Consider the following 21,746-nt stretch of genomic DNA (forward strand, 5'->3'; position numbering starts at 1 on the left):
ATGACGGCACAAGAATTCATTTTGCACCCCGGCGCAATTTGGTTTCTGGCTTGCGTAAACCGTCACCAAAAATCACTAGTATGAACGGGAGTTACTGATAACGTGAAAAAACTGGGCTTTATCATCGCCTTCATGGTGGCGCTGTTGATAGCGGGGCGTGGATGGTTGCCCCCGGAGGCTGTCGCTCAGCAACCGCCGCGCCCCCATATCGTCTATATTTTGGCCGACGACCTGGGGTGGAAAGATGTTGGGTTTCATGGCTCCGATATTAAGACTCCCAACCTCGATCGGCTGGCCCAAGCCGGAGTCACCCTCGAGCAGAACTATACCCATCCCTGGTGTACTCCCTCCAGAGCCGCTTTGATGACTGGACGCTACCCTTTCCGCTACGGGTTGCAAACTCTCGTTATTCCTTCAGCAGGCACCTACGGGCTGTCTACCGATGAGTGGTTGCTGCCGCAGGCTCTAAAGGAGGTGGGCTACGAGACTGCCTTGGTGGGCAAGTGGCACCTTGGCCATGCCGATCGCAAGTATTGGCCTCGGCAGCGCGGGTTTGATTACCAATATGGTCCTATTCTCGGTGAAATCGACTATTTCACCCACTCAGCCCACGGTGTTGTGGATTGGTATCGCAACAACGAACTGGTCAATGAAGAGGGCTATGTCACCACACTGCTGGGGCAGGATGCAGTGAAGCTGATCGGCGAGCACGACACCGATACGCCCCTTTTTCTTTATCTAGCATTTACCGCTCCCCATGCGCCCTACCAGGCACCCGAAGAGGCGCTTGAGCAGTATGCAAATATCACCGACCCAAATCGTCGTGCCTATGCGGCCATGATTTCTGTGATGGACGAGCAAATTGGTCAGGTGGTGGAGGCGCTAGAACGGCGTGGGATGCGAGACAACACGCTGATTGTTTTCCAGAGTGACAATGGTGGCCCCCGTTCTGCCCAGGTTACGGGTGAAGTCGATACCTCTGGCGGCACCATTCCTGCCGATAACGGTATTTTTCGAGATGGCAAAGGATCGCTATACGAAGGCGGCACTCGCGTTGTCGCCCTCGCCAATTGGCCAGGACAGCTCAAACCCGGTTCTGTGGCCGATCAGCCGATGCACATGGTTGATTGGTACCCGACGTTCGCCGCTTTAGCTGGCGCATCATCCGATCCGGCGAAACCTCTGGATGGGTTGAACGTTTGGCCAGCCCTGGCAAATGGAGAAAACATCGATCGCGATGCCGTTGGTTTCGATGTTGAACCCTTGCGCGCGGCTGTCCATTCAGGGGACTGGAAGCTGGTGTGGAAAACCGCACTGCCCTCCAAGGTAGAACTGTTCAACATTGCCCAGGACCCGTCGGAGGAAACCAACCTGGCTTACCAGAATCTTAGAATTGTGGCCGAACTGAAACAACGGATTGAAAAAATGGCTGGCGAAGCTGAACCGTCACTGTTTTTAACAGAAGCATTGGGCGCGGCTAAGAGTTTGCTGTTTACATCCGTTGCATTACCAGAAGATGCGGAGGCGATCGAAAACCAACCGTAGAAATTACTCATCTAAAGAGTGATTCCTCGCAGGGGCGCAGGGTCTGCGCCCCTACCTGTGAGATCTTTATCTGTCGGGCAACCCTTCTAGGGGCAGCCCTTCCCCTTCGCCGTAAGCGCGGATGTCGCGGCGGAGAATGCCAAAGTCAAAGGCCTCCGTTTTGCCTCTCTGGGCCTTGATCTGGATCCAGATCAGGCAAATTAGCGTCGAGACCACGATGGGGGCAGCAAAACTGACCAGCAGATCGCCCGCCAAGGGCAGACCATTCCAGGGGCTAAAGTCGGGCCGGGGGAAGAACAGGGCACCCGTTGCGATCGCCACCACCGCACTCCAAAACGCCATCGTCCCCGTCAGCCTTCTGGAATACAGCCCAAACAGCACCGGAAACAGCGCCCCGGCGCAGACCAGATCCGCCAGCAAAAACAGGTACAGCACGTTGTAGCCCCGCGAGGCGATCAGGATGGCCGGAATTCCCACGACCACCGTCAGCAGCCGGGTAATTCGGAGAATGCCGCTGGAGGATCGGTTGGGAAAAATCCGCAGCAGGTCGGTGGTAAACACGCTGGCAATGCCGTTTAGCAGCGAGTCGAGGCTGCTCATCACCAGGGCCAGCACCAGAACCAGCACCGCCAGGCTCACCCAACCGGGCAGGTTCAGCGCCTGGATCAGCGAGAAAAAGGCGCGATCGTCGTTAAAGCCAAAGTGCATAGCCACAATGCCCAGCAGCCCGGCGAGCAGCAGCATGGGCAAAATCACCAGAAACGAACCGAGGAACGATCGCCGCACCACCTGGTCGGTCTTGCAGGCGTAGATCCGCTGCCAGTTGGTCTGGTTGAACATTTCGGCGGCAATCACCGCGATCACCAGGGTGGCCCCAAACTTAATGCCAGGGCCATTGGCCAGGGTGAGCAACTGCGGTGCCGCCTGGGTGACGGGGGCGATCGCACTGCCCCAGCCCCCCAGGGCCAACACCGCTACCGCAAAGCTCAGCAGCAGCAGCGGCACAATCACCACAAACTGAATCGCGTCGGTAAAGATCGTCGCCGCCAGGCCGCCCACCAGGGTGTAGGCAAACACCGCCGCCATCACTAGCAGGGCGGTGAGCCAGAGGGGGACCCCAGCCATGAGTTCAACGGCTTTTGCGATCGCCGTCAACTCCGCCGTCAGGTACACAAACATGTAGAACACCACAATCCCCAGGGTCAGCCGGTACATGGCCTGGCCAAAGCGGTGCAGCACATACTCATTTAAGGAGTGGCCCCTGGGCATGAGAAACCGCATGCGGGTGCCCATGAAGGCAAACAGCGCCGCCGGGGTCGCCTGGCCAATGCAGTAGCCCACGATGCCCGCAATGCCGCTGGTGGCCCCCACCTCTGGCGGGCTAAAGAGAATCCAGGCCCCCATGGCCGAGGCCACAATCGTCGCCAGGGCCATCGGGGTGCCCACGCTGTTGCGGCTCACCATATAGTCTTCCAGGCTGAGGCTGTGGCGGCTGGCCTGGAGCAGCCCAATCAGCGCAAAGCTGGCCACGGTAATCAGGGCGACGGCGATCGCCGTGGCGCTGATCGCCGGGGTCGCGATCGCCGTCGCAATAAAGGTCATCGTCACAACTCACCTCGTGCGGGTTGGGTGGTTGCTAGAGGCGGCGGTTAAGAGAACAGGAGACTCGCAGAACATGGGTCGGTAAGGCCGGGCACCCAATTCAATGGGGCGTAGCCTCAAGCAACGCTTTCCTCCGCTGGCATGAACCAGGTCAGGTTCCGAGGGTATGATCTCAGCCCGATTGCTCGGACACCCCTAGCTTGATAGCATCCTACCACTGGAGTTCGCTGCGATCGCCAACGCCCCACCTTTATCCCACCCCCTGGTAGCTGCTGAAGGCGTTCTATGGCGCGGATAGATGGATGCACGTCAACCACCCCAGCCGCTCAGCCAGAACTTTCCGTCAGGCTATAACGCCCCTTCAGGCTTCTTTGCCCTAGGCCGGAACCGGGACGGGTTGACCAAACCAACGGCGGCGACCGTAGCGGTTGAGGATCTTTTTGCGGCGGCGCTGCTTGGGTGGCCCGGTGAGGATAGCCAGGCTATAGGTGACCAGGTAGACCCCGGCCCAAATGCTGTAGGCATGAATAGACACGCTGAGATCCGGCCCACCGTGGTGACGCATGAGGGTGGTAGACAGATCGACGAAGTAAATGCCAAAGATAGCCCAGCGAATGGCCGGAAAACACTTTCTGGCCAGGGGATATCGGGCAGAACCGATGAAGAAGACCGGATATTGGAGATACATCAAGAGAAAGAACGCCATAGCGAATACGATGCCGATCGCCGCTATTAGCGCGTAATTTTCCCCAAAAGATTCCAGGGTTATGCCAATCGCCAACAACATAGCCGCAGTAACGTTGATCATCGCTATCCCTTAAACAGTCGCTGGTTTCATTCAGAAAGTGTTCTAGGGGTAAGTGTTCCCCAACCTGAAAACAGTTTAGTCAATTGCTCAAAAGTTGTAGATTTGCTGCAACGTTGCTCGGCCGCCGCGATCGCCAGCCCAGACGCTGTAGTCTGGAGGTAAGCAGGCCCAGCAGTAAAGCTTGCACCCCGTACGTTAGCGCCAGGAAGGTGACCTATGGCTGAGTCGGTATTGCGCGGCAACCCAATGATTCTCCGGCAAGGCTAGGCGGCACCTCCCAGGGGCCGACCCCGTGAAGCCTTGCCCTCCGTAGGCTTCATTTGAGGAAAAACCCTTGAACTTAACTGAATTGGGCGGGTGGAGCACCACCTGCGATCGCGCGTTTGCCCCCTGGGCAGAGGCAGGCTTTGAGGCAGGCCGAGTGGTGCTAGAGCATCGCGGTGCCTACCAGTTGCTGACCCCCACCGGAGAACTGGCGGCAATGGTGTCTGGGCAATTTCGCTACCAGGCCGAGGGGGAGCAAAACTACCCAGCGGTGGGCGACTGGGTGGTAGTACAGCGACAGCCGGGTACCGCCATTATCCAGGCGGTGCTGCCCCGCCGGAGCGAGTTTGTGCGCAAAGCGGCGGGCGGCAAAACCGAGGGCCAGGTGGTGGCGGCCAATGTCGACACCGTGTTTTTGGTGTGCGGCCTTGACGGCGACTTTAACCTGCGCCGCATTGAGCGCTATCTGGTGGCCGCCTGGGAAAGTCGGGCCATGCCGGTCATCGTCTTGAATAAGGCTGATGCCTGTGAGGATTTAGCCGATCGCCTGGGCCAGGTAGAGGCGATTGCCTTCGGCGTGGCCCTCCACGCTGTCAGTGCCACCACAGGGGCAGGACTAGAGCAGCTCGCGCCCTACCTGGGGCCAGGGCAAACCGTGGCGCTGATTGGCTCGTCGGGGGTGGGCAAGTCTACGCTGACGAACCACTTTCTCGGCGTTTCGCAGCAGGCGACCCAGGCCGTGCGCGATGACGACAGTCGCGGTCGGCACACCACCACCGGGCGGCACCTGCTAACCCTGCCCTCGGGGGCGCTGCTGATCGATACGCCAGGAATGCGCGAACTCCAGCTCTGGACGACCAGCGAGGGGCTGGGGGCCACCTTTGCCGATATTGAGGAACTGGCGGAAGACTGCCGATTTCGCGACTGTCGGCACCGGGGAGAGCCGGGCTGCGCGGTGGAGGCTGCCGTTGAGGCAGGCGATCTGAGTCGGAGTCGCCTGCACAGCTACCACAAGCTCCAGCGCGAGCAGCAGTGGATCGACCAGCGCCAGGATGCCCGTGCCGCAGCTAACAGCAAGCGCCGCTGGAAGACGATTCACAAGGCGATGCGCGATCGCCCGCAGCGGTAATGATGCCCGAGCCTGCTCTCATGTGGAGGGACGTTTGTAGGGGCGCGGCACTGCCGCGCCCCTACCAGGGATTGGTCTTTAAATCAGGGTTTTATGGCCCAGGTTTGGTTTCAACCGTCAACCCACTTAAGAAAGAAAAGCAGTGAACAGTATTTGAAAAAATGAAAATACTGCCCTCTTTTTTGCGGCACAGTTTATTTTTGTGAACAAAATTCTTGCTCTCCAGTTCTTTATTTTTAAGATGAGAGTTGTGGGCAAAAAAAGAGAGCATTAACCTCCTGACAACCATCTGGTCGAAAAAATTTAGTCTGATTCGTCTCTAGATTTTTCTGTTAGATAGATGGCTGCTTAACGGATGGGGCGGTGCTGCAATTTTGCGATGATGCTTGATCTCTGTCAAGCCTGGCTTTGGGCTGGATGGGTCGCTGCAAGCCCAAGGAGAAAAGCAACTAGTTGACCCATGGTGATCTATGGTGATTTTGAAAGTTTTAGGGCAGGTATTGATCCCATACGGGCAAGACACCGTCCTTCCTCAGCCAGTTAACCCTAGATTACTATCTCTCTCCTTTGGGGGATTGTTTTTTGTTTGATTGTTAGTTTTCACGCATTCAAGTGAGAGTCGCAAGGGCTCGAATAGTCCGTAGATGTCAGGCCTGGATGACGCTTGACCATAACTTAAAGGGTCTTTGGAAATGTCTACCTTTTCGCTGTTGTTTATTGCGGTCTTGGGCATTGCCCTGCTGCTTTTTTTAGTGATTGTGCTGCGGCTGCAGGCGTTTTTGGCCCTGCTGCTGGTGAGCCTTTTCGTCGCCGTCATTGGCGGCATTCCCCCGGCGGAAATTGCTGGAGTGATTCAGACGGGGATGGGCAATACTCTCGGCTACATCGCCATTGTGATTGGCCTGGGGGCGATGTTTGGTGAAATGCTCCAGGTCTCGGGCGGGGCCGAGCAGATTGCCAACTCCCTGGTAAAAAAGTTTGGGGAGGACAGGGCCCAGTGGGCTCTGGGTCTGGCCGGTCTGGTGATCGCCATTCCGGTGTTTTTTGATGTGGCGCTGATTCTGTCGATTCCGCTGGTGTACAGCCTGGGGCGGCGCACGGGGCGATCGCTGCTCTACTACGCCATTCCACTGGTGGCGGGCATTGCGGTAGGCCACTCGTTCATTCCGCCGACGCCGGGACCGGTGGCGGTGGCCTCGCTGATTGGGGCCGACCTGGGCTGGGTAATCCTGATGGGGGTGCTGGCCGGAATTCCGGCCATGGCCATTGGCGGCGTTTATTTTGGCAAAAAAATTGCGGGCAAAATTCACCTGGACGTGCCCGCCGAGATGGAAGAAGCGGCCCCGCCGCCCCAGGGCACGCCAGCAAAAGATCTGCCCAGCTTCACCATGGTCATGACCCTGATAGCGGTGCCCCTGGTGCTGATTTTGCTCAACACCGTGCTGGGGGTGGTGCTGCCCGAGGGCAACCTGTTACGCGACTGGATGGCGTTCATTGGCCACCCGTTCACCGCCCTGGCCCTGGTGACGCTGCTGTCGTTCTACTTTTTGGGCACCCTGCGGGGCTACACCCGCAACGACATCCAGCGCGTTGCCTCCAAGTCCTTTGAGCCGATTGGTCTGATTATCCTGGTCACCGGGGCTGGCGGCGTGTTTGGCCGCACCCTGATCGAAACCGGGGTGGGCGAAGCCCTGGCCGGAGCCATGGCTGCCTCGAATCTGCCGATTATTCTGCTGGCGTTTTTGATTGCCACGGTGGTGCGGGTCAGCCAGGGCTCGGCCACGGTGTCGATGGTGACGGCGGCGGGCCTGGTGGCCCCGGCGGTGGAGACGGCCAACTATTCGGCTCCGCTGGTGGCGGCGATTGTAATTGCGATCGCCTCCGGTGCCACGGTGCTCTCCCACGTCAACGACTCGGGTTTTTGGCTGGTGGGCAAATTTTTGGGCATGAGCGAGAAGCAAACCCTGCAATCGTGGACGGTGATGGAGACCATCATCGGCGGCGTGGGCTTGGTGGTGATGCTGATTGTGGGGTTCTTTTTGTAAACGACGATTGGGGAAGGGTTTCGGGTTTCAGGTCTCGGGTTTTAGGAACAGTTGGCCGACTTACGACGCAGAGTCCTACTACCCGGCACCCAATACCCAACACCTAGCACCCAACACCCGATACCCGACACCCGATACCTCGCATCCGCCCCCCGACACCCCTTCTACAACTAAACACCTATTTCTACACACCACCATGGCCGATCAAAATTACATCATTGGGGTCGATATCGGCACCACCAGTACCAAGTCGGTGCTGTTTACCGAGGCGGGCAAGGTGGTGGGTAAAGCCCTCGTTACCTACCCGCTCTACACCCCCGATGTGGCCACCGCCGAACAAGATCCCGAAGAAATTCTGACTGCCGTGGTCAAAACGGTGCAGAAGCTGATGGAAGCCTACGTGCTCAACCCCTCCCAGGTGTTGGGCCTCTGCTTTAGCTCAGCCATGCACAGCCTGATTTTGATCGATGCTGCCGGTCAGCCCCTAACCCCCAGCATCACCTGGGCCGACAACCGCAGCGCCGGCTGGGAAAAGCGCATCAAGGCCGATATGGAGGGCCACGCCGTCTACCGGCGAACGGGCACGCCGATTCACCCCATGTCGCCCCTGGTCAAGCTGGCCTGGCTGCGCCACGAGCAGCCCGAGCTGTTTCAGTCGGCGGCGCGGTTTATTTCGATCAAAGAATACGTGTTTTACCGGCTGCTGGGCCGTTACGTGGTCGATCACTCCATCGCTACGGCCATGGGGCTGCTAAACCTGGAGACGCTGGACTGGGATCCGGGGGCGCTGGCGATCGCCGGAGTCAGCCCCTCATCCCTCTCTGAACTGGTGCCCACCACCGCCGTACTTACCGGGCTCAAACCCGAAATGGCCAACGCTATGGGCCTGCGGGAGGAAACGCCGATCATTGCGGGCTCCAGCGATGGGGTGCTGTCAAACCTGGGAGTAGGGGCGATCGCCTCGGGGCTGGTGGCGGTCACCGTGGGCACCAGCGGCGCGGTGCGGGCGGTGGTCGATCGCCCCATCACCGACCCCCAGGAGCGGCTGTTTTGCTATCCCCTCACCGAGCACCACTGGGTGATCGGTGGCGCGGTCAACAACGGCGGCATTGCCCTGCGCTGGGTGCGCGACCAGTTGGCCGATGCCGAGGTGGCCACCGCCAAGCGCCTGGGCCAGGATGTGTACGGCCTGCTGACCAAGATGGCGGCGGCGGTGCCCGCCGGATCCGAAGGGCTGCTGTTTCACCCCTACCTGATGGGCGAGCGATCGCCCCTGTGGAACGCCAATGCCCGGGCCTCGTTCTTTGGCCTCAGCGTCAAGCACACCAAGTCGCACCTGGTGCGGGCCGTGCTGGAGGGCATTGTCTACAACCTGTACCTGGTGCTGAAGGCGCTGGAGGATTTTGCTGGCCCCGCCACCCTGATTCAGGCCACGGGGGGCTTTGCCGAGTCGCCCCTGTGGCGACAGATGATGGCCGACATTTTCAACCGTGAGGTGAAGATTCCCGAGCACTACGAAAGCTCCTGCCTGGGGGCTGCCGTACTGGGCCTCCACGGTCTGGGGCGGGTGCCGTCGCTCGATATGGTCAGCACCATGATTGGCGCAACCTATCGGCACCAGCCCATCCCCGAAAATGTGACCGTCTACAAAAAGGTACTGCCGGTGTTTGAGCACCTGACCGAAGTGCTGGCGCGGGAATACGATGCGATCGCCGCCCTGCAAGCCGAGCTAGGCGACATCGACTTACCCTCAAGGTAGGGTGGGCACCGCCCACCATCCCCAAAGGCAGCCAGCCAATCCATCCAACCCCGATTACCCGGGAGCAGATGGGTTCCCCTGAGGTTGCCGCTTGACCACAAACCGTCGCCGCTCCGTCGGGGGCAGAGAGTGATAGTCGCCATAGAAGCGGCTAAAGCGCCAGAACTGAACTACGGCGGCTCGTAGGCGCTGGCCCCAGGTGGGGCGATTGGCAGGGGTTTCGGCGATGGGGCTAGAGGTTCTGAGCATGAGGGCTCCTTCGGTGTTGTAGGGTTTGCCAGGCGATTTCGGAGCAGAGAGCTTTACAAATCGCGCAGTCCAACCACCCCCATGCCTCACAGATCAGCAGCGGGGGCGATAGGTGTCAATGGCGATCGGCCTTCGCCCGATCAGAAAGCTACAGGGAGGAACGCCGATCATTTGGGTAAAAACCACGATCGCTCTTTTCGATAGCTCAATTCTCGTTGACTGGCGGCGATCGCAATAGAGGCAGTCGCGGCAAATAGCTCCCGTAACAGTTTGAATTCACACAACTGTTCGGCAAAAAGAACCCAGAACTGTATCCGTACTCAGCTCATGTATATCCGCGCTACGCCTTCTTTAATCACCTCTACGAGCTGCTCCTGGCGGAGGCTGACGTGGGCGGCCATGCAGTTTACCGCCGCCTCCACATTGCGGTCTTGGATGGCCTGCAAGATCAGCTGGTGCTCGGCGCAGGTGTTGCGGCGGTAGGGTTCCTGCTCCATGGAGATCAGCCGCAGGTAGTGGGCGCGGGCATTGACGTTTTGCAGCATGTGCAGCAGCTCGCTGTTTTGCGACAGTTCCGCCAGGCGCTCGTGGAAGGTTTCGTCGCAGCGGGCGCAGTCGACGGGGGTAAAGGTGCAGAATTTCTCGGTGGCGGCTTTCCAGAACTGGACCAGGGCCTCAATGTCGTCGTCGCTGGCCCGCTGGGTGGCCAGCTTGGCGCTCATCATCTCCAGGCCGCAGCGCATTTCGTAGAGGTCAAACACGCGCTTGGTGTCCAGCGGTTTGCAGGAAAAGCCCTTGCGGGGCACAAAATCGAGCAAGCCCTCGGCCACCAGTCGGTTCAGCACTTCCCGCAGGGGCGTGCGGCTGACGCCCAGGTCGGCGGCTAGCTCGACCTCATTGAGCGGTTCACCGGGGCGAAATTGGTAGGTCATGGCCATTTGCTTGAGCCGGTCGTAGATGCGATCGACGCTGCTGCCCGACTTTTTAGGGCCTGAGTTGGCTGCCTGAGCCTGGGGAACCTGAGACCTTGCTTTGCCCACCGGGAAACTCCAATGACAAGAAGAATAGGTAACAGTATCTAGCGATACGGAAATTGCTGTATACAAGCCCTAACGTCTTTTGTATACAACGCTGAATTCAAGGAAGTATTCAGTGGTGTATGTCTAGTATACGCAACCCACCCAGTTCTGGAAACTAGAGCGGAAAGGATTTTTTCCGAAATGGGTGCGGCAACGGGTTCGAGTTGTTTGCTGTTCTTCTTGATGTGACCTTTTGGCTATGACATTTCTCTGGACTCCTGACTCTTCTAGGCTGGCACTCAATCGACGACGCTTCTTGCGCTACAGCTCCCTGGCGGTGGGGGCGGGTATGCTGGCGGCCTGCGCTGGCGGTAGCCAGAACACGGCCTCCTCGGATGCCGCTCCGGCTGCGGCCTCCGGTGAGCTGGATAGGGTCACCTTTGGCACCAGCTGGTTTGCCCAGGCCGAGCACGGTGGCTTTTACCAGGCGGTGGCCACCGGCATCTACGAAGACCACGGACTGGATGTCACCATTCGCATGGGTGGCCCCCAGGTGAACGGCAACCAGCTGCTGATGGCTGGGGCGATGGATTTCAAGATGGGCTACGCGATCGACGCCATCAACTCCATTCAGGAGGGGGTGCCCAAGGTGACGGTGGCGGCTATTTTCCAGAAAGACCCCCAGGGGCTACTGGCCCACCCCGGCGTGGGAATTGAGTCGTTTGAGGATTTGCAGGGCAAGACCATTTTGATGTCCACCAGTGCCCACACCACCTTCTGGCCCTTCATCAAAGCCAAGTACGACCTTGATGAGTCGCAGATGGGGGTGTACACCTTCAACGTGGGGCCGTTTGTAGCGGACGAAAATTTGGTGCAGCAGGCATACATCACCTCGGAGCCGTTTGCGGTGAAGCGGGAGGGAGGCTTTGAGCCAGTGATTTTGCTGATGGCCGACCACGGCTACCCCAACTACACCACCACCATCGAAACCCGCCGCGAGATTGTGGAGAACAACCCCGACCTGGTGCAGCGTTTTGTGGATGCCTCGATCAAGGGCTGGTACAGCTACCTGGAGAACCCTGCACCGGGGAACGAACTGATTAAACAGGACAACCCCGAGATGACCGACGAGCAGATCGCTTTTGGTCTGGAGAAAATGGCGGAGTACGGCATTATCAAAAGCGGCGATGCGGAGACCCTGGGCATTGGCGCGATGACCGACGATCGCTGGGAAGAAATCTTCACGGTGATGGCCGACCTGGGTGCCTTTGACCCCTCGGTGGACTACCGGCAGGCCTATTCCCTGGACTTTATCAACAAAGGCCCTGAAGCCTACCAGAGCTAGTGTCAATTTGTTCACCCACGACCCTCTAGGCCGGAGGTTTGGCCGATGATTGTTTCAACGTTATCCCATGCGATCGCCATGCAGACCCAACCCATTCTCACCCTGGAGCAGGTGGGCAAGACCTACGCCAACGGCACCGTGGCCCTGCAAGACTTCAACCTTGCTGTAGAGCCGGGGACGATTACTAGCCTGGTGGGGCCATCGGGCTGCGGCAAGAGCACGGTGCTGCGGATTATTTCGGAGCTGGGTGACCTCACCACCGGACGATTGACCTGGCAGAGTAGCGACCACAAGCTGGCCTACGTGTTTCAGGAGGCGGCGCTGATGCCCTGGGCCACGGTGATGGACAACATTCGCCTGCCGCTGAAGCTGGCGGGGGTGCCCAAACGTGAGGCGCTGGAGCTGACGTCGGAGGCGATCGCCCAGGTGGGCCTCCAGGGCTTTGAGCAAGTCTACCCCCGCGAACTCTCCGGCGGCATGAAAATGCGCGCCTCCATTGCCCGCGCCCTGGTCACCCGCCCCAGCGTGCTGCTGATGGACGAACCCTTCGGTGCCCTCGATGAGATGACTCGCGGCAAGCTCAACCAGGATTTGCTCACCCTGCAACACCAGCGCAACCTCACCATTCTCTTTGTCACCCACAGTATTTATGAAGCGGTGTACCTGGCCCACCGAGTCGTAGTCATGGCCTCCAAGCCGGGGCGGGTGGTGGCGGAGATTGCGATCGACAGCCCCCACCCCCGCGACCCCGACTACCGCACCTCGGCCCAGTTCAACCGCTACTGCCGCGAGGTCTCCCACAGTCTGTCTGAAGCGATGGGTGAATCCCTGGCGCTGGCGCTGTAGGCTCTCGCCAGTAGCCCTCACTCGTAGATTGGGTGGAACGCAGTGGAACCCAACGCAGCCAACCCCTCTGTTGGGTTCTGCTATCGCTTCAGCCAGCCTACGCCTAGGCCCTCACCCCCAGCCCCTCTCCCCTGGGGAGAGGGCGGAAGCTCCCAAATCCAAAATCCAAAATTGGTACTCCCATGCTTTCCCCCGCCCTAGAAAAAACCCAAACCCAGCCCCAGTGGGTCAAGTCCCTGCTGTCCCCCGACGTGCTGGCTCCCATCATCGTGGGCCTGGTACTGCTCACCCTGTGGGAACTGGCCGTGCGCCTCACCGACACGCCCCACTACATCCTCCCCGGCCCCATACTGATTCTGCAAACCCTGGGGCGAGACTGGCCGACGCTGCTCCCCTCCTGGTTTGTGACCATGAAGATCGCCTTCACCGCCCTGGCCCTGGCCACCGCCTCGGGCCTGCTGGTGGCCATCCTCTTTGCCCAGAGCAAGTGGATCGAGCGCAGCTTCTTCCCCTACGCGGTGCTGCTGCAAACCACGCCGATTGTCGCCGTCGCGCCGCTGATCATCATCTGGCTGCGAGACAACACCTTCGCTGCCCTGGTGGTCTGCGCCTGGATTGTCGCCTTCTTCCCCATCGTGTCGAACACGGTGCTGGGGCTGAACAGCGTGGATCCTTCCCTGGCGAACCTGTTTAAGCTCAACAAAGCCAACCGCTGGCAGACCCTCTGGCACCTGCGCCTGCCCACCAGCCTGCCCTACTTCCTGGCGGGGCTGCGAATCAGCGGCGGTCTAGCCCTGATTGGAGCGGTGGTAGCGGAGTTCGTCGCCGGGACCGGGGGCACCCAGTCGGGGCTGGCCTACCAGATTTTGATGGCGGGCTACAACCTGCAAATTCCCCGCATGTTTGCGGCTCTGCTGCTGATCACGGTGTCGGGCATCGCCATTTTTGCCCTGCTCTCGGCCCTGTCGAACTACCTGCTCAAAGACTGGCACGCCAGCGCCATGAAGCACGAGAACTAGCCCCTTTACCCGTGCAACCCGTAGGGTGCATTCGCGGCCCCTACCCTCTGCTTGTGTCCCCAACCCTCGCCCTTGGCCGCAATGCACCGCCGCGAGGAATCACCCACCTATCACGTTGACGAAATTCCTTACAAATGAGTTTGGTGCATTCGCGAAGCAATGCACCCTACCCCTTACTACCCCCTACCCCCTACCTTTCTTGGAGACCTTCCCATGCTAACTACCCAACAGCCCGTGCTGCGGCGCTTCTGGTATCCCGTGATGCCCCTCGACAACCTGCTCAGCGGCCCCCAGGCATTCACCCTGCTTGAAGAACCCCTGGTGCTGTGGATCGACGGCGACGGCAAACCCGCTGCCCTGCGCGATCGCTGCTGTCACCGCTCCGCCCAGCTCTCGAAGGGCATCGTCACCAACGGCTGCGTGCGCTGCCCCTACCACGGCTGGGAGTACGACGCCCAGGGCACCTGTACCGTGGTGCCCCAGCTCGATCCCGGTGCCGCAGTTCCCAAGACCTACCGGGTGGAGTCGTTTCAATGTCAGGAGCGCTACGGCTACGTGTGGGTCTGTCTGGAGGACAGTCCTCTCCAGCCGATTCCCGACATTCCTGAGTTTGCCAACGCCAGCTTTCGGTTCATCCACGAATTCTACGAGCCCTGGCAAGTTGGCGGCCTGCGGGCCATTGAGAACTCCTTCGACAGCGCCCACGGGCACTTTGTCCACGCCAGCTCCTGGGGCGATATGTCGAACCCCCAACCACCGCCGATCGATGAGGTCACCGAAACCGACTTTGGCTTTGTGATGAAGCACTGGCTGGAGGTGCTCAACCCCGACCTGCAAAAGAAAAACCTGGGCATTGAGGGCGAAAAGACCATCCGCACCAACACCCGCACCTGGTACATACCCTTCGCCCGCACCCTCAAAATTCAGTACCCCAACGGCCTGGTGCACCTGATTTTCACCGCCTACACCCCGATCGATGACCAGCAATCCCAGGTGGTGCAGTTCTGCCTGCGAAACGACACCGAAGCCGAGGCCAAGGCGGCGGACATCATCGCCTTCGATCGCCAGGTGACTTCCGAAGACCGGGTGATTTTGGAGGGCACCGACTACGACGCGCCCCTGAGTCTGGCGGAGGAGCAGCACATGGCCAGCGATCGCCCCGGCATTCTCATGCGCCATCGCCTGGCGCGGCTGCTGAAGGAGCACGGCGAAACGGAACAACGACGACCGGAGAATCGGCCACCTACCCCAGCCCCCTTGGAAACGGTAACGGCCTAGGGCAGACCCTTTGGAGGGTAAACTATCAGCGCAATTGCTCCCAGTCGTCGCGGCTAATCTGGGCTTGGCGAAGGATCTTGGCTAACAGAGCTTTGCTAATGTCGCCTTGATGGGGGTTAGGGATGGTAAGCCTAAGGCTACCTCTTACCATGAATTGATGTTTGCCGCCGGAATATGGCCCCTCAAAGCCCAATTGCTTCAGGCATTGAATCAGGTCGCTGCGCTTGATGGGGCCCAAGGCGGGCATCAGGCTACCTCAGCCGCAGCGGGGTTAATGTCAATGCCGTTGAGAACGGGCAGTCGATGGCCAAGGTGCAGTCCCAAAATCAGCCACTCCTCCAAAGCACTCTGCAGGTCTTCGCGGCAAGCTTCTAGGGTAACGGCATTGCTCATTACCCCAGGGCAAGCGGGGATTTCGCCGTAGAAGCTGCCATCGTCTAGCAATTCATAAACCGCCTGCCCCATAGCAGTTTGGATGTAGCGCGTCAGCATAGGTCATCACCCTTAGGCCATAGGTTGATCATACGCCACGTCTCTTACGTTCCCAGCCAGTTCCGCCCGTGATCGGTCACGCTATTGTTTAACTCGAACCCACTATGCTTGTTACTCAACATCCCGTTTTTCGACGCTTTTGGTATCCCGTGATGCCGATCGCTGACCTCACCGACGGCCCTAAGCCCTTTACGCTGCTGGGCGAACCCCTGGTGCTGTGGCTGACCGAGGAGGGGAAGCCCGCTGCTCTGCGCGATCGCTGCTGTCACCGCTCCGCCAAACTCTCCATGGGCATTGTGCAAAACGGCTGCGTGCGCTGCCCCTACCACGGCTGGGCCTACAACGAATCTGGCTCCTGCACCAAAGTCCCCCAGCTCGACTCCGGTGCGGCCATCCCCAAAACCTACCAGGTCGAGGCGTTCCAGTGTGCCGAGCGCTACGGCTACGTCTGGGTCTGCCTAGCGGACGATCCACTGCTGCCCCTGCCGGAAATCCCCGAAGCGGACGCGCCGGGGAATCGGCTGATTCCCCAGTTCTACGAGCCCTGGCAGTGCAGCGGCCTGAGGGTGATGGAGAACTCCTTCGACAATGCCCACTTCAGCATCGTCCACGCCGAGTCCTTTGGGGTGACGGAACAGCCGAAGCCGGTGAAGTCGGAGCTGGTGCCCCTGGAGCTGGGCCTCAAGGCCTACGCCACCGTGCCGGTGGTCAACCCGCCCCTCCAGCAGCAGCTGCTCAACATTCCCGACAGCCTGACCGTGCGGGAGGTGGAATCGACCTGGTACGTACCCTTCAGCCGCACGCTGAAGATCACCTACCCCAACGGGCTGCTGCATTTGATTTTTACGGCGGCGACTCCGGTGGGCGATCGCACCTCCCAAATCGTGCAGTTCTGCATTCGCAACGACAGCGAAGCCGACGCCAAAGCCGCCGACATCATCGCCTTCGATCGCCAGGTGGTGAAGGAAGACAAAGTGGTGCTGGAGTCCACCGACTACGACACTCCGGTGGACGTGTCCTGTGAACAACACATGCCGTCAGATCAGCCCGGCATCGTCATGCGGCGACAGCTGGCGGCGCTGATCAAAGCCCATGGGCCGGTTCAGGAGGAGGGGCGAATTTTGACAGAGGTTTAGAGTTGCAGCTGTTGTCCTTGAAGACTAATCGGAGAAATTCGGCTGAGACTACAGCAGGCGGCGCAAGGGCTGAATGAGGGGTGTTAGGTTGTAGCAGGCGGTTTCCCAGACGATACTTTGCTCTACTCGAAAGTAAGCATGGGCCATGACGTTACGCATATCGGTCATTTTCCGCCACGGCAATTCTGGTGCCTGCTGCTTAATTTCTGGCGGAATACTAGCAGCAGCTTCACCGATGATGATGAGCTGGTAAATCACCGATTCAACAAGAACGGGATTGTCCTTGAACGTCTGAAAGTCAAGACCCTGGGTACGCTGCTGAACGGTTTCGATGGCCGTTAACATATCCTGCACTCGCGATCGCCATTCTCTAGAAGACACGAATCACATCCTTGAGAACAGGAGCGCGTAAGTGTTCTTTTAAGGAATCTGCTGTACCCAAATCGATGGAGCGCTGCAGCAAATCCTCCAAAAAGTACTGGATATCAAAGACCTGGAAAAACCCCAATGGCTTGGAGAACTCCACCAGAATGTCTACATCACTGTCGGCACCAGCCTCATTGCGAGCAACAGAGCCAAACAGCCCCAGCGACTTTACCCCCATCGCTTCGAGGGTCGCTCTGTGAGCCCTAATCTGGCTGACGACCTCGTTCTGACTAACGCCTGTGGACATCCCTGGCACCAGTTTCTAGCTCTACTGTACCAACCCTCTAGCCGACTCTCCAACCACCGGCCCCCTCCACCCGCCAAAATCCAAAATCTAAAATCTAAAATCCAAAACTCCCATGCAAACCCTGATTCAATCCGTCCTCACCCTCCAAAACGGCACCCTCGAAACAGTAGATGTGCTGCTGATGGGCGATCGCATCCACTCTGTCGCCCCCGCCCGCACCCTGCCCGTCGCCCCCCACCAGCGACTCATCGACGGCACCGACCGGCTGCTGCTGCCCGGCTTTGTCAATGGCCACACCCACTCCTCCCAGGTGTGGCAGCGGGGGCTGATTCCGCAGTTGCCCCTGGAGCTGTGGCTGGCCCACGTGTTCGATTCCACCCCCCAGCAGCTTGACCAGTTTTACTGGGGCGCGGTGAGTACAGCGGTGGATACCCTGATGTCGGGCGGCACCTGCGTGATGGATCACGCCTACGTGATTCCAGGGCAGGAGCTGGAGACGGTGGACGCCCTGGTGCGGGGCTACAAAGCGGTGGGCATCCGCGCCGTGATCGCCCCCCTGATTCAGGACTTGCCGTTTGCCTCGGGGTTGCCGAAAGGATGCCTGCTGCCCCAGGGGGCCTCGCCCAGATCCTCGGCGGAGCTGATCGGGCTAATGGAGGAAATTGTGGCTGAGTTTCACGACCCGGCCAGCGGCATCTACATTGGCGTGGGGCCGACGGGGTTCCATCGGTGTTCGGATGAACTGCTGGCGGGCTGTGGGGAGCTGAGCGATCGCCTCGATCTCTGCTACCACACCCACCTGCTGGAAACCCGTGCCCAGCACCGCCTGGCCCAGGAGCGCTACGGCATCAGCGCGGTGCAGCACCTGCACAATTTGGGCTGTCTCACCCCCCGCACCAGCGTGGCCCACGGCGTCTGGATTGATGAGGGAGATATTGACATCCTCGCCAGATCTGGATCCACTCTGGTGCACAATCCAGTCAGCAACCTGCGCCTGGGGAGTGGGTTAGCCCCTGTCCTGAAGAGTCTGCAGGCGGGCCTCAATGTGGCGATTGGCTGCGACGGGGCCGCCAGCAACGACGCTCAGAATATGCTGGAGGCGATCAAGCTGGGCACCATTCTGCACAATGTCACCGATGAGGACTACGAGCACTGGCTGACACCGGAGCAGGCAGTGGCGATGGCGACGGCGGGCGGCGCAAAGGGGGTGAACCTGGGCGATCGCACCGGCACCCTGGCCCCCGGAATGGACGCCGATCTCGTCCTTTACAATCTCGACCATCCTGACCTGCTGCCCCGCACCAACCCGCTGCAACTGCTGGTGCTGGGCCGCCCCACCGATGTCTTAGAATCGGCCTGGGTGCAGGGGCGACAGCTCGTCCATCAGGGACAACTGCTCACGGTTGACACCGCTGCTCTGCACCACCACCTACGGCACCAGTCCGTTGCTGCCCCAGATCTCCCAATTCAGCATCGGTGGGCTGAAGCTCACTATCGAAACGTGATGCTCCGATCGGTAGGCGACCTGTAGGCAGCCTACCATCACCCCAATTGGTGTCCTCAGGAATGTCCTCAGGAATTTCTTTGTCAATGTCCTCAGGAATGTCCTCAGGACGTGCTAGGATAAGACCAAGGTTGAAGGGTCCAGGGAGACAGCGCCCCCACTGGTGGGTTTAGCTCCCGCTGGCAAACTCCAAAGGCCAAGCGCCAAGCCAGAGCGGCTAACAACCCGTCACCCCTCAAAAAGAGAGGTGATGCCAGTGCTACCACCAACATCACCAAAGGAAAAAAAGAAACTAAATCAGTTGGAATCAGACCAGCAGTTGCAGTGCTGGTCTTTTTATTTTAAACGCTTGGTGACCTTCCAGGCAATTTCGCCGTTTTTTCGGTACCCTGAGCGGCTGAAAATAAACCCGGCCTCAGAGAAGCGATCGCCGAACCCCTCAATTTCTCGAGGCGACAGGTCTAGCAGCCCTGCCAATTCGCTGGTGCTAAACAGCCAGCCGTTTCTGGCAGCGTTTTCCAGGGTTTCAAAATACTGGGTCGGGTCGGGCTGGCCAAAACCCATGCGGCCCATCAGCTCGGCCAGGGCCCCCAGCATGTTGCCAAAGTCGTTAGGGCCTACCAGGTCAGAGCCAGTGCCTGCCGCCCCATTGCCGTTATTGCCCGATCGCGGGCGTAGTCCTCGCGATTCGATAAATTCAGCAGCGCTACCCCCCTGATTGATAAAGCGGTGCAGTTCGTCCATCAACTGCACCTGGGGGGCGGTGATGTAGGAGCGCTGTCCAATTTTTTCAGGCACAATCCTCAAATCCTGCATACGCTTATAGACAGCGCTGCGGGCAAGAGCATAGCGGCTTTGTAGTTGGCTGACCGGAAATCGGTCAATTTCCCCGGGGTTCATCGCCATCCTCTGGACAATCCTCAGGATATTGCTTTAAGTATCGCCCAGAACCCCGTCCTCTGGATAGTCCTCAGGATAATTTAGCTGTCCGCAAAGGTAGGCCACTGCAAAAGTAGCGCCGTTGCCGTCCAGAGCTATGTCCTGGACGGCAACGGCGAAGACTTGAACCCCAAGTATGCCCGCAGCGACTGGATGAGCTGGAGCAAGACCAGGAAACCCTGGCCGGAGCTACCCGCCACCGAAGGGTCTGTCAATCCTAAATGGGCAGGTTGGGTGGCGCGCCAGCAGAACCCGACAGGGCTGACTGCTGCTGGCTTACGCTCCGCTCCACCCAGCCTACGGAAACCCCAACGTTTAGTTTTGACGCTGCACTAGAGGCCACATTTACTTTTCTGCCGGGCGATCGCCCCCTGCAACTGCTCCGTCATCCCCAGACTGGCGCCATCGTACAGCCGCTCAAACTCGCGCTCGAAGTGGGCCGCTACGGTGGCATTGCGAATGACCAACAGGTTTTCGTCGTTGGTGGTGTTGGCGGCATCGCTCCAATTCTGGGATCCGGTGAGCACAATGGTGCCGTCCAGAACCGCATATTTGTGGTGCAGCTTGTCGCCGTCGGGCAGGGCGGGGGTGCCCACGGTGGTAATGGGGCGTGCCCAGGGGACGCTGGCGTCGCGCTTGCAGTTGTGGTCGGGTAGGGTAAGGCCCAGCATGTCCAGCCCTTCGCTATAGCTGCGGTAGGCAAAGCCGGGGTCGATCAGAGTTTTGATGGGGATACCGCGATCGGCCATGGGCCGCAGTTGGTCGCTAATGGCCTGCTCAGAAAACACAAACAGCGCTAGGTGCACGCTCTGGGTGGCCTGGCCCAGGGACTTGGCGATCAGGCCGTTGACGCTTTGGGCCCAGGGCTTGGTTTTGGAGGTGGGTGAAAACTGGACCTCCAGCACTGAGCCAGGGGTGGAGACCAGGGCCGATGTGCGGTGGGGCTTTTGCAGGCCAAAGCGGCTGTCGGGCGCACCTCCGGGGCCGTCACCCCACATCAGGGCGAACTCCTGACCAAACCGCTGGGCCAGGGGCTGACTGTCGATCACCAGAATGCTGTTGGCGTTGCCCCGGCTGTCGGGGTTGGTGAAGTCGCCGTGGGTGCAGCTCAGGGTCCAGTTGGCGGAGCCGGTGACGACAGTCCGACCGTCCACCACCATGAACTTGTGGTGCATCAGTCCGCTGCCCTTGCTGCCGTCGGCGGTGTCGTCAATCAGGGGAATGTTGGCCTCGGCCAGAATAGTGAGGGCGTCGCGATCGCTCAATTCTTCACCACTCAGCACCCCATCATTGTTGGCATCGATGAAGGCAAACTGGTCGTTGGCTTTGTCGGCGTAGTGCTCGTCCAGCTGAGCGATCGCGGCCGGGTTGCCCCGCTTCGCCATCGGCGTGCTGTAGGTATTTTCGATCACCACCCTAATCTCGACTCCAGCCGCCTTTTGCTGGCTGAGGGCATGGGCGATGCCCGGCAGCGAAAATTCTTGCACGGCTACATCAATGGAGGTCTGAGCCGAGGCGATCGCATCGATCACCACCTGCTCCAAATTGTCGCCGTGGCGGGTGATGTGGCGGTAGGGGTCGGTATAGGTGGCCGCCTGGTTTTGGTTAAAGTACGCCTGGATGTACGGGTCCTGGGGCAGCGGATCGAGGGTGGGCAGGGTCGCCTCGCTGCGGAACTGGCTGCTGATGCCAACGAACAACAGCAGGCCAAACCCAAAGGCGATCGCCCCCCGCACCCAGGCGGACTTGGCCCAGGACGACGGTGGCTGAGAAGATTTTGGTAGATGCACAGATGGTAGGAAACTCGTTATTTCTAGCCATCCCCATCGGCCCAATCCACTAACTTGCATCTGAAGATTCAGTCAAACGCCGTAGGGCTGTGGCGTTGCTGAATTTAGTCATCAATCTGTAAACTTGACAGCCTTTCATCGCCCCCTCAATCTCCCAACCCTGGGGGACTTTGAGATTTTGACTCCCCCCAGAATTGGGGGGCTGGGGGGCATATCATACCTGCAGTCAGCCACCGCTGGGACACGGGGCAAACGAGAGGGTCGTCAAGCTGGAAGCCTTAAATCTCTTTTAGCTTGCACTTAA

General features: G+C 59.4%; 20 protein-coding genes and 1 riboswitch. Of the genes, 10 read left to right on the top strand and 10 right to left on the bottom strand.

From position 1 onward, the window contains the following. The first annotated feature begins 102 nt into the window (after positions 1-102). Complete coding sequence (locus tag NF78_RS16290; protein ID WP_197064857.1) at positions 103-1,545, top strand: arylsulfatase B; 1,443 nt, start codon at positions 103-105, stop codon at positions 1,543-1,545. A gap of 66 nt (positions 1,546-1,611) precedes the next feature. On the opposite strand, the gene NF78_RS16295 is transcribed toward NF78_RS16290, so the two are convergent. Both NF78_RS16295 and NF78_RS16300 read right to left on the bottom strand, forming a co-directional pair. Further along, positions 1,612-3,147, bottom strand: coding sequence for a sodium:solute symporter family transporter (locus NF78_RS16295; RefSeq protein ID WP_052050555.1), 1,536 nt, complete (start codon positions 3,145-3,147; stop codon positions 1,612-1,614). Between the two features lie 111 nt (positions 3,148-3,258). After that, positions 3,259-3,354, bottom strand: a riboswitch (TPP riboswitch). A 169-nt stretch (positions 3,355-3,523) separates the two neighbouring features. Beyond that, on the bottom strand, positions 3,524-3,853 hold the full coding sequence (locus NF78_RS16300) for a hypothetical protein (protein WP_197064858.1): 330 nt from the start codon (positions 3,851-3,853) through the stop codon (positions 3,524-3,526). A 436-nt stretch (positions 3,854-4,289) separates the two neighbouring features. On the opposite strand from NF78_RS16300, the gene rsgA reads away from it, so the two are divergent. The 3 genes from rsgA (at position 4,290) to gntK (ending at position 9,152) form a co-directional block, all read left to right on the top strand. Beyond that, positions 4,290-5,348 (top strand): ribosome small subunit-dependent GTPase A, encoded by a 1,059-nt coding sequence (rsgA, locus tag NF78_RS16305; RefSeq protein WP_035987962.1) that lies wholly within the window; start codon positions 4,290-4,292, stop codon positions 5,346-5,348. Positions 5,349-6,040: 692 nt separating this feature from the next. Then, entirely contained in the window at positions 6,041-7,393 is a 1,353-nt protein-coding gene (locus tag NF78_RS16310; RefSeq protein ID WP_035987964.1) for a GntP family permease, read from the top strand. 196 nt (positions 7,394-7,589) lie between these two features. After that, positions 7,590-9,152 carry a gluconokinase gene (gntK, locus tag NF78_RS16315; protein WP_035987966.1) on the top strand — a complete coding sequence of 521 codons (1,563 nt, stop codon included), beginning with the start codon at positions 7,590-7,592 and terminating at the stop codon, positions 9,150-9,152. 54 nt (positions 9,153-9,206) lie between these two features. On the opposite strand, the gene NF78_RS16320 is transcribed toward gntK, so the two are convergent. Together NF78_RS16320 and NF78_RS16325 are read right to left on the bottom strand one after the other, a co-directional pair. After that, positions 9,207-9,401, bottom strand: a complete 195-nt coding sequence (locus tag NF78_RS16320) for a hypothetical protein (protein WP_035987968.1) — start codon at positions 9,399-9,401, stop codon at positions 9,207-9,209. A 320-nt stretch (positions 9,402-9,721) separates the two neighbouring features. Then, positions 9,722-10,441 carry a GntR family transcriptional regulator gene (locus NF78_RS16325; protein ID WP_035987972.1) on the bottom strand — a complete coding sequence of 240 codons (720 nt, stop codon included), beginning with the start codon at positions 10,439-10,441 and terminating at the stop codon, positions 9,722-9,724. Positions 10,442-10,679: 238 nt separating this feature from the next. Between NF78_RS16325 and NF78_RS16330 the strand changes: the two genes are divergently transcribed. The 4 genes from NF78_RS16330 to NF78_RS16345 all read left to right on the top strand — a co-directional run bounded on the left by NF78_RS16330 (position 10,680) and on the right by NF78_RS16345 (position 14,908). Next, on the top strand, positions 10,680-11,765 hold the full coding sequence (locus NF78_RS16330; RefSeq protein ID WP_035987975.1) for an ABC transporter substrate-binding protein: 1,086 nt from the start codon (positions 10,680-10,682) through the stop codon (positions 11,763-11,765). Positions 11,766-11,810: 45 nt separating this feature from the next. Then, the gene (locus NF78_RS16335; protein ID WP_263970620.1) at positions 11,811-12,611 is read left to right on the top strand and encodes an ABC transporter ATP-binding protein; all 801 of its coding nucleotides are present in this window, start codon (positions 11,811-11,813) and stop codon (positions 12,609-12,611) included. A gap of 182 nt (positions 12,612-12,793) precedes the next feature. Beyond that, positions 12,794-13,630, top strand: a complete 837-nt coding sequence (locus NF78_RS16340; RefSeq protein WP_052050556.1) for an ABC transporter permease — start codon at positions 12,794-12,796, stop codon at positions 13,628-13,630. A 213-nt stretch (positions 13,631-13,843) separates the two neighbouring features. Then, positions 13,844-14,908, top strand: a complete 1,065-nt coding sequence (locus tag NF78_RS16345; protein WP_035987980.1) for an aromatic ring-hydroxylating oxygenase subunit alpha — start codon at positions 13,844-13,846, stop codon at positions 14,906-14,908. A 25-nt stretch (positions 14,909-14,933) separates the two neighbouring features. Here NF78_RS16345 and NF78_RS33535 read toward each other — a convergent pair whose 3' ends face one another. Both NF78_RS33535 and NF78_RS16355 read right to left on the bottom strand, forming a co-directional pair. Beyond that, on the bottom strand, positions 14,934-15,155 hold the full coding sequence (locus NF78_RS33535; protein ID WP_035987982.1) for a type II toxin-antitoxin system HicA family toxin: 222 nt from the start codon (positions 15,153-15,155) through the stop codon (positions 14,934-14,936). Further along, positions 15,155-15,400, bottom strand: a complete 246-nt coding sequence (locus NF78_RS16355) for a type II toxin-antitoxin system HicB family antitoxin (protein ID WP_035987984.1) — start codon at positions 15,398-15,400, stop codon at positions 15,155-15,157. Before NF78_RS16355 ends, NF78_RS33535 begins: the two co-directional genes overlap by 1 nt. 104 nt (positions 15,401-15,504) lie before the next feature. On the opposite strand from NF78_RS16355, the gene NF78_RS16360 reads away from it, so the two are divergent. Beyond that, entirely contained in the window at positions 15,505-16,536 is a 1,032-nt protein-coding gene (locus tag NF78_RS16360) for an aromatic ring-hydroxylating oxygenase subunit alpha (protein ID WP_035987986.1), read from the top strand. Positions 16,537-16,584: 48 nt separating this feature from the next. On the opposite strand, the gene NF78_RS16365 is transcribed toward NF78_RS16360, so the two are convergent. Together NF78_RS16365 and NF78_RS16370 are read right to left on the bottom strand one after the other, a co-directional pair. Continuing rightward, complete coding sequence (locus tag NF78_RS16365; RefSeq protein WP_035987988.1) at positions 16,585-16,917, bottom strand: DUF86 domain-containing protein; 333 nt, start codon at positions 16,915-16,917, stop codon at positions 16,585-16,587. Then, entirely contained in the window at positions 16,907-17,140 is a 234-nt protein-coding gene (locus tag NF78_RS16370; protein WP_081972736.1) for a nucleotidyltransferase family protein, read from the bottom strand. The genes NF78_RS16365 and NF78_RS16370 overlap by 11 nt, the downstream gene beginning before the upstream one ends. 181 nt (positions 17,141-17,321) lie before the next feature. On the opposite strand from NF78_RS16370, the gene NF78_RS16375 reads away from it, so the two are divergent. Next, entirely contained in the window at positions 17,322-18,740 is a 1,419-nt protein-coding gene (locus NF78_RS16375; protein ID WP_035987991.1) for an amidohydrolase family protein, read from the top strand. A gap of 309 nt (positions 18,741-19,049) precedes the next feature. Here NF78_RS16375 and NF78_RS16380 read toward each other — a convergent pair whose 3' ends face one another. Further along, complete coding sequence (locus tag NF78_RS16380) at positions 19,050-19,619, bottom strand: hypothetical protein (protein ID WP_225885318.1); 570 nt, start codon at positions 19,617-19,619, stop codon at positions 19,050-19,052. A 365-nt stretch (positions 19,620-19,984) separates the two neighbouring features. After that, a complete protein-coding gene (locus tag NF78_RS16385; protein ID WP_225885319.1) occupies positions 19,985-21,442 on the bottom strand; it encodes a phospholipase D-like domain-containing protein in 1,458 nt (485 codons plus the stop codon). Positions 21,443-21,746: the final 304 nt, after the last annotated feature.

It is taken from the genome of Leptolyngbya sp. KIOST-1, from assembly GCF_000763385.1.
GTDB lineage: Bacteria > Cyanobacteriota > Cyanobacteriia > Phormidesmidales > Phormidesmidaceae > Nodosilinea.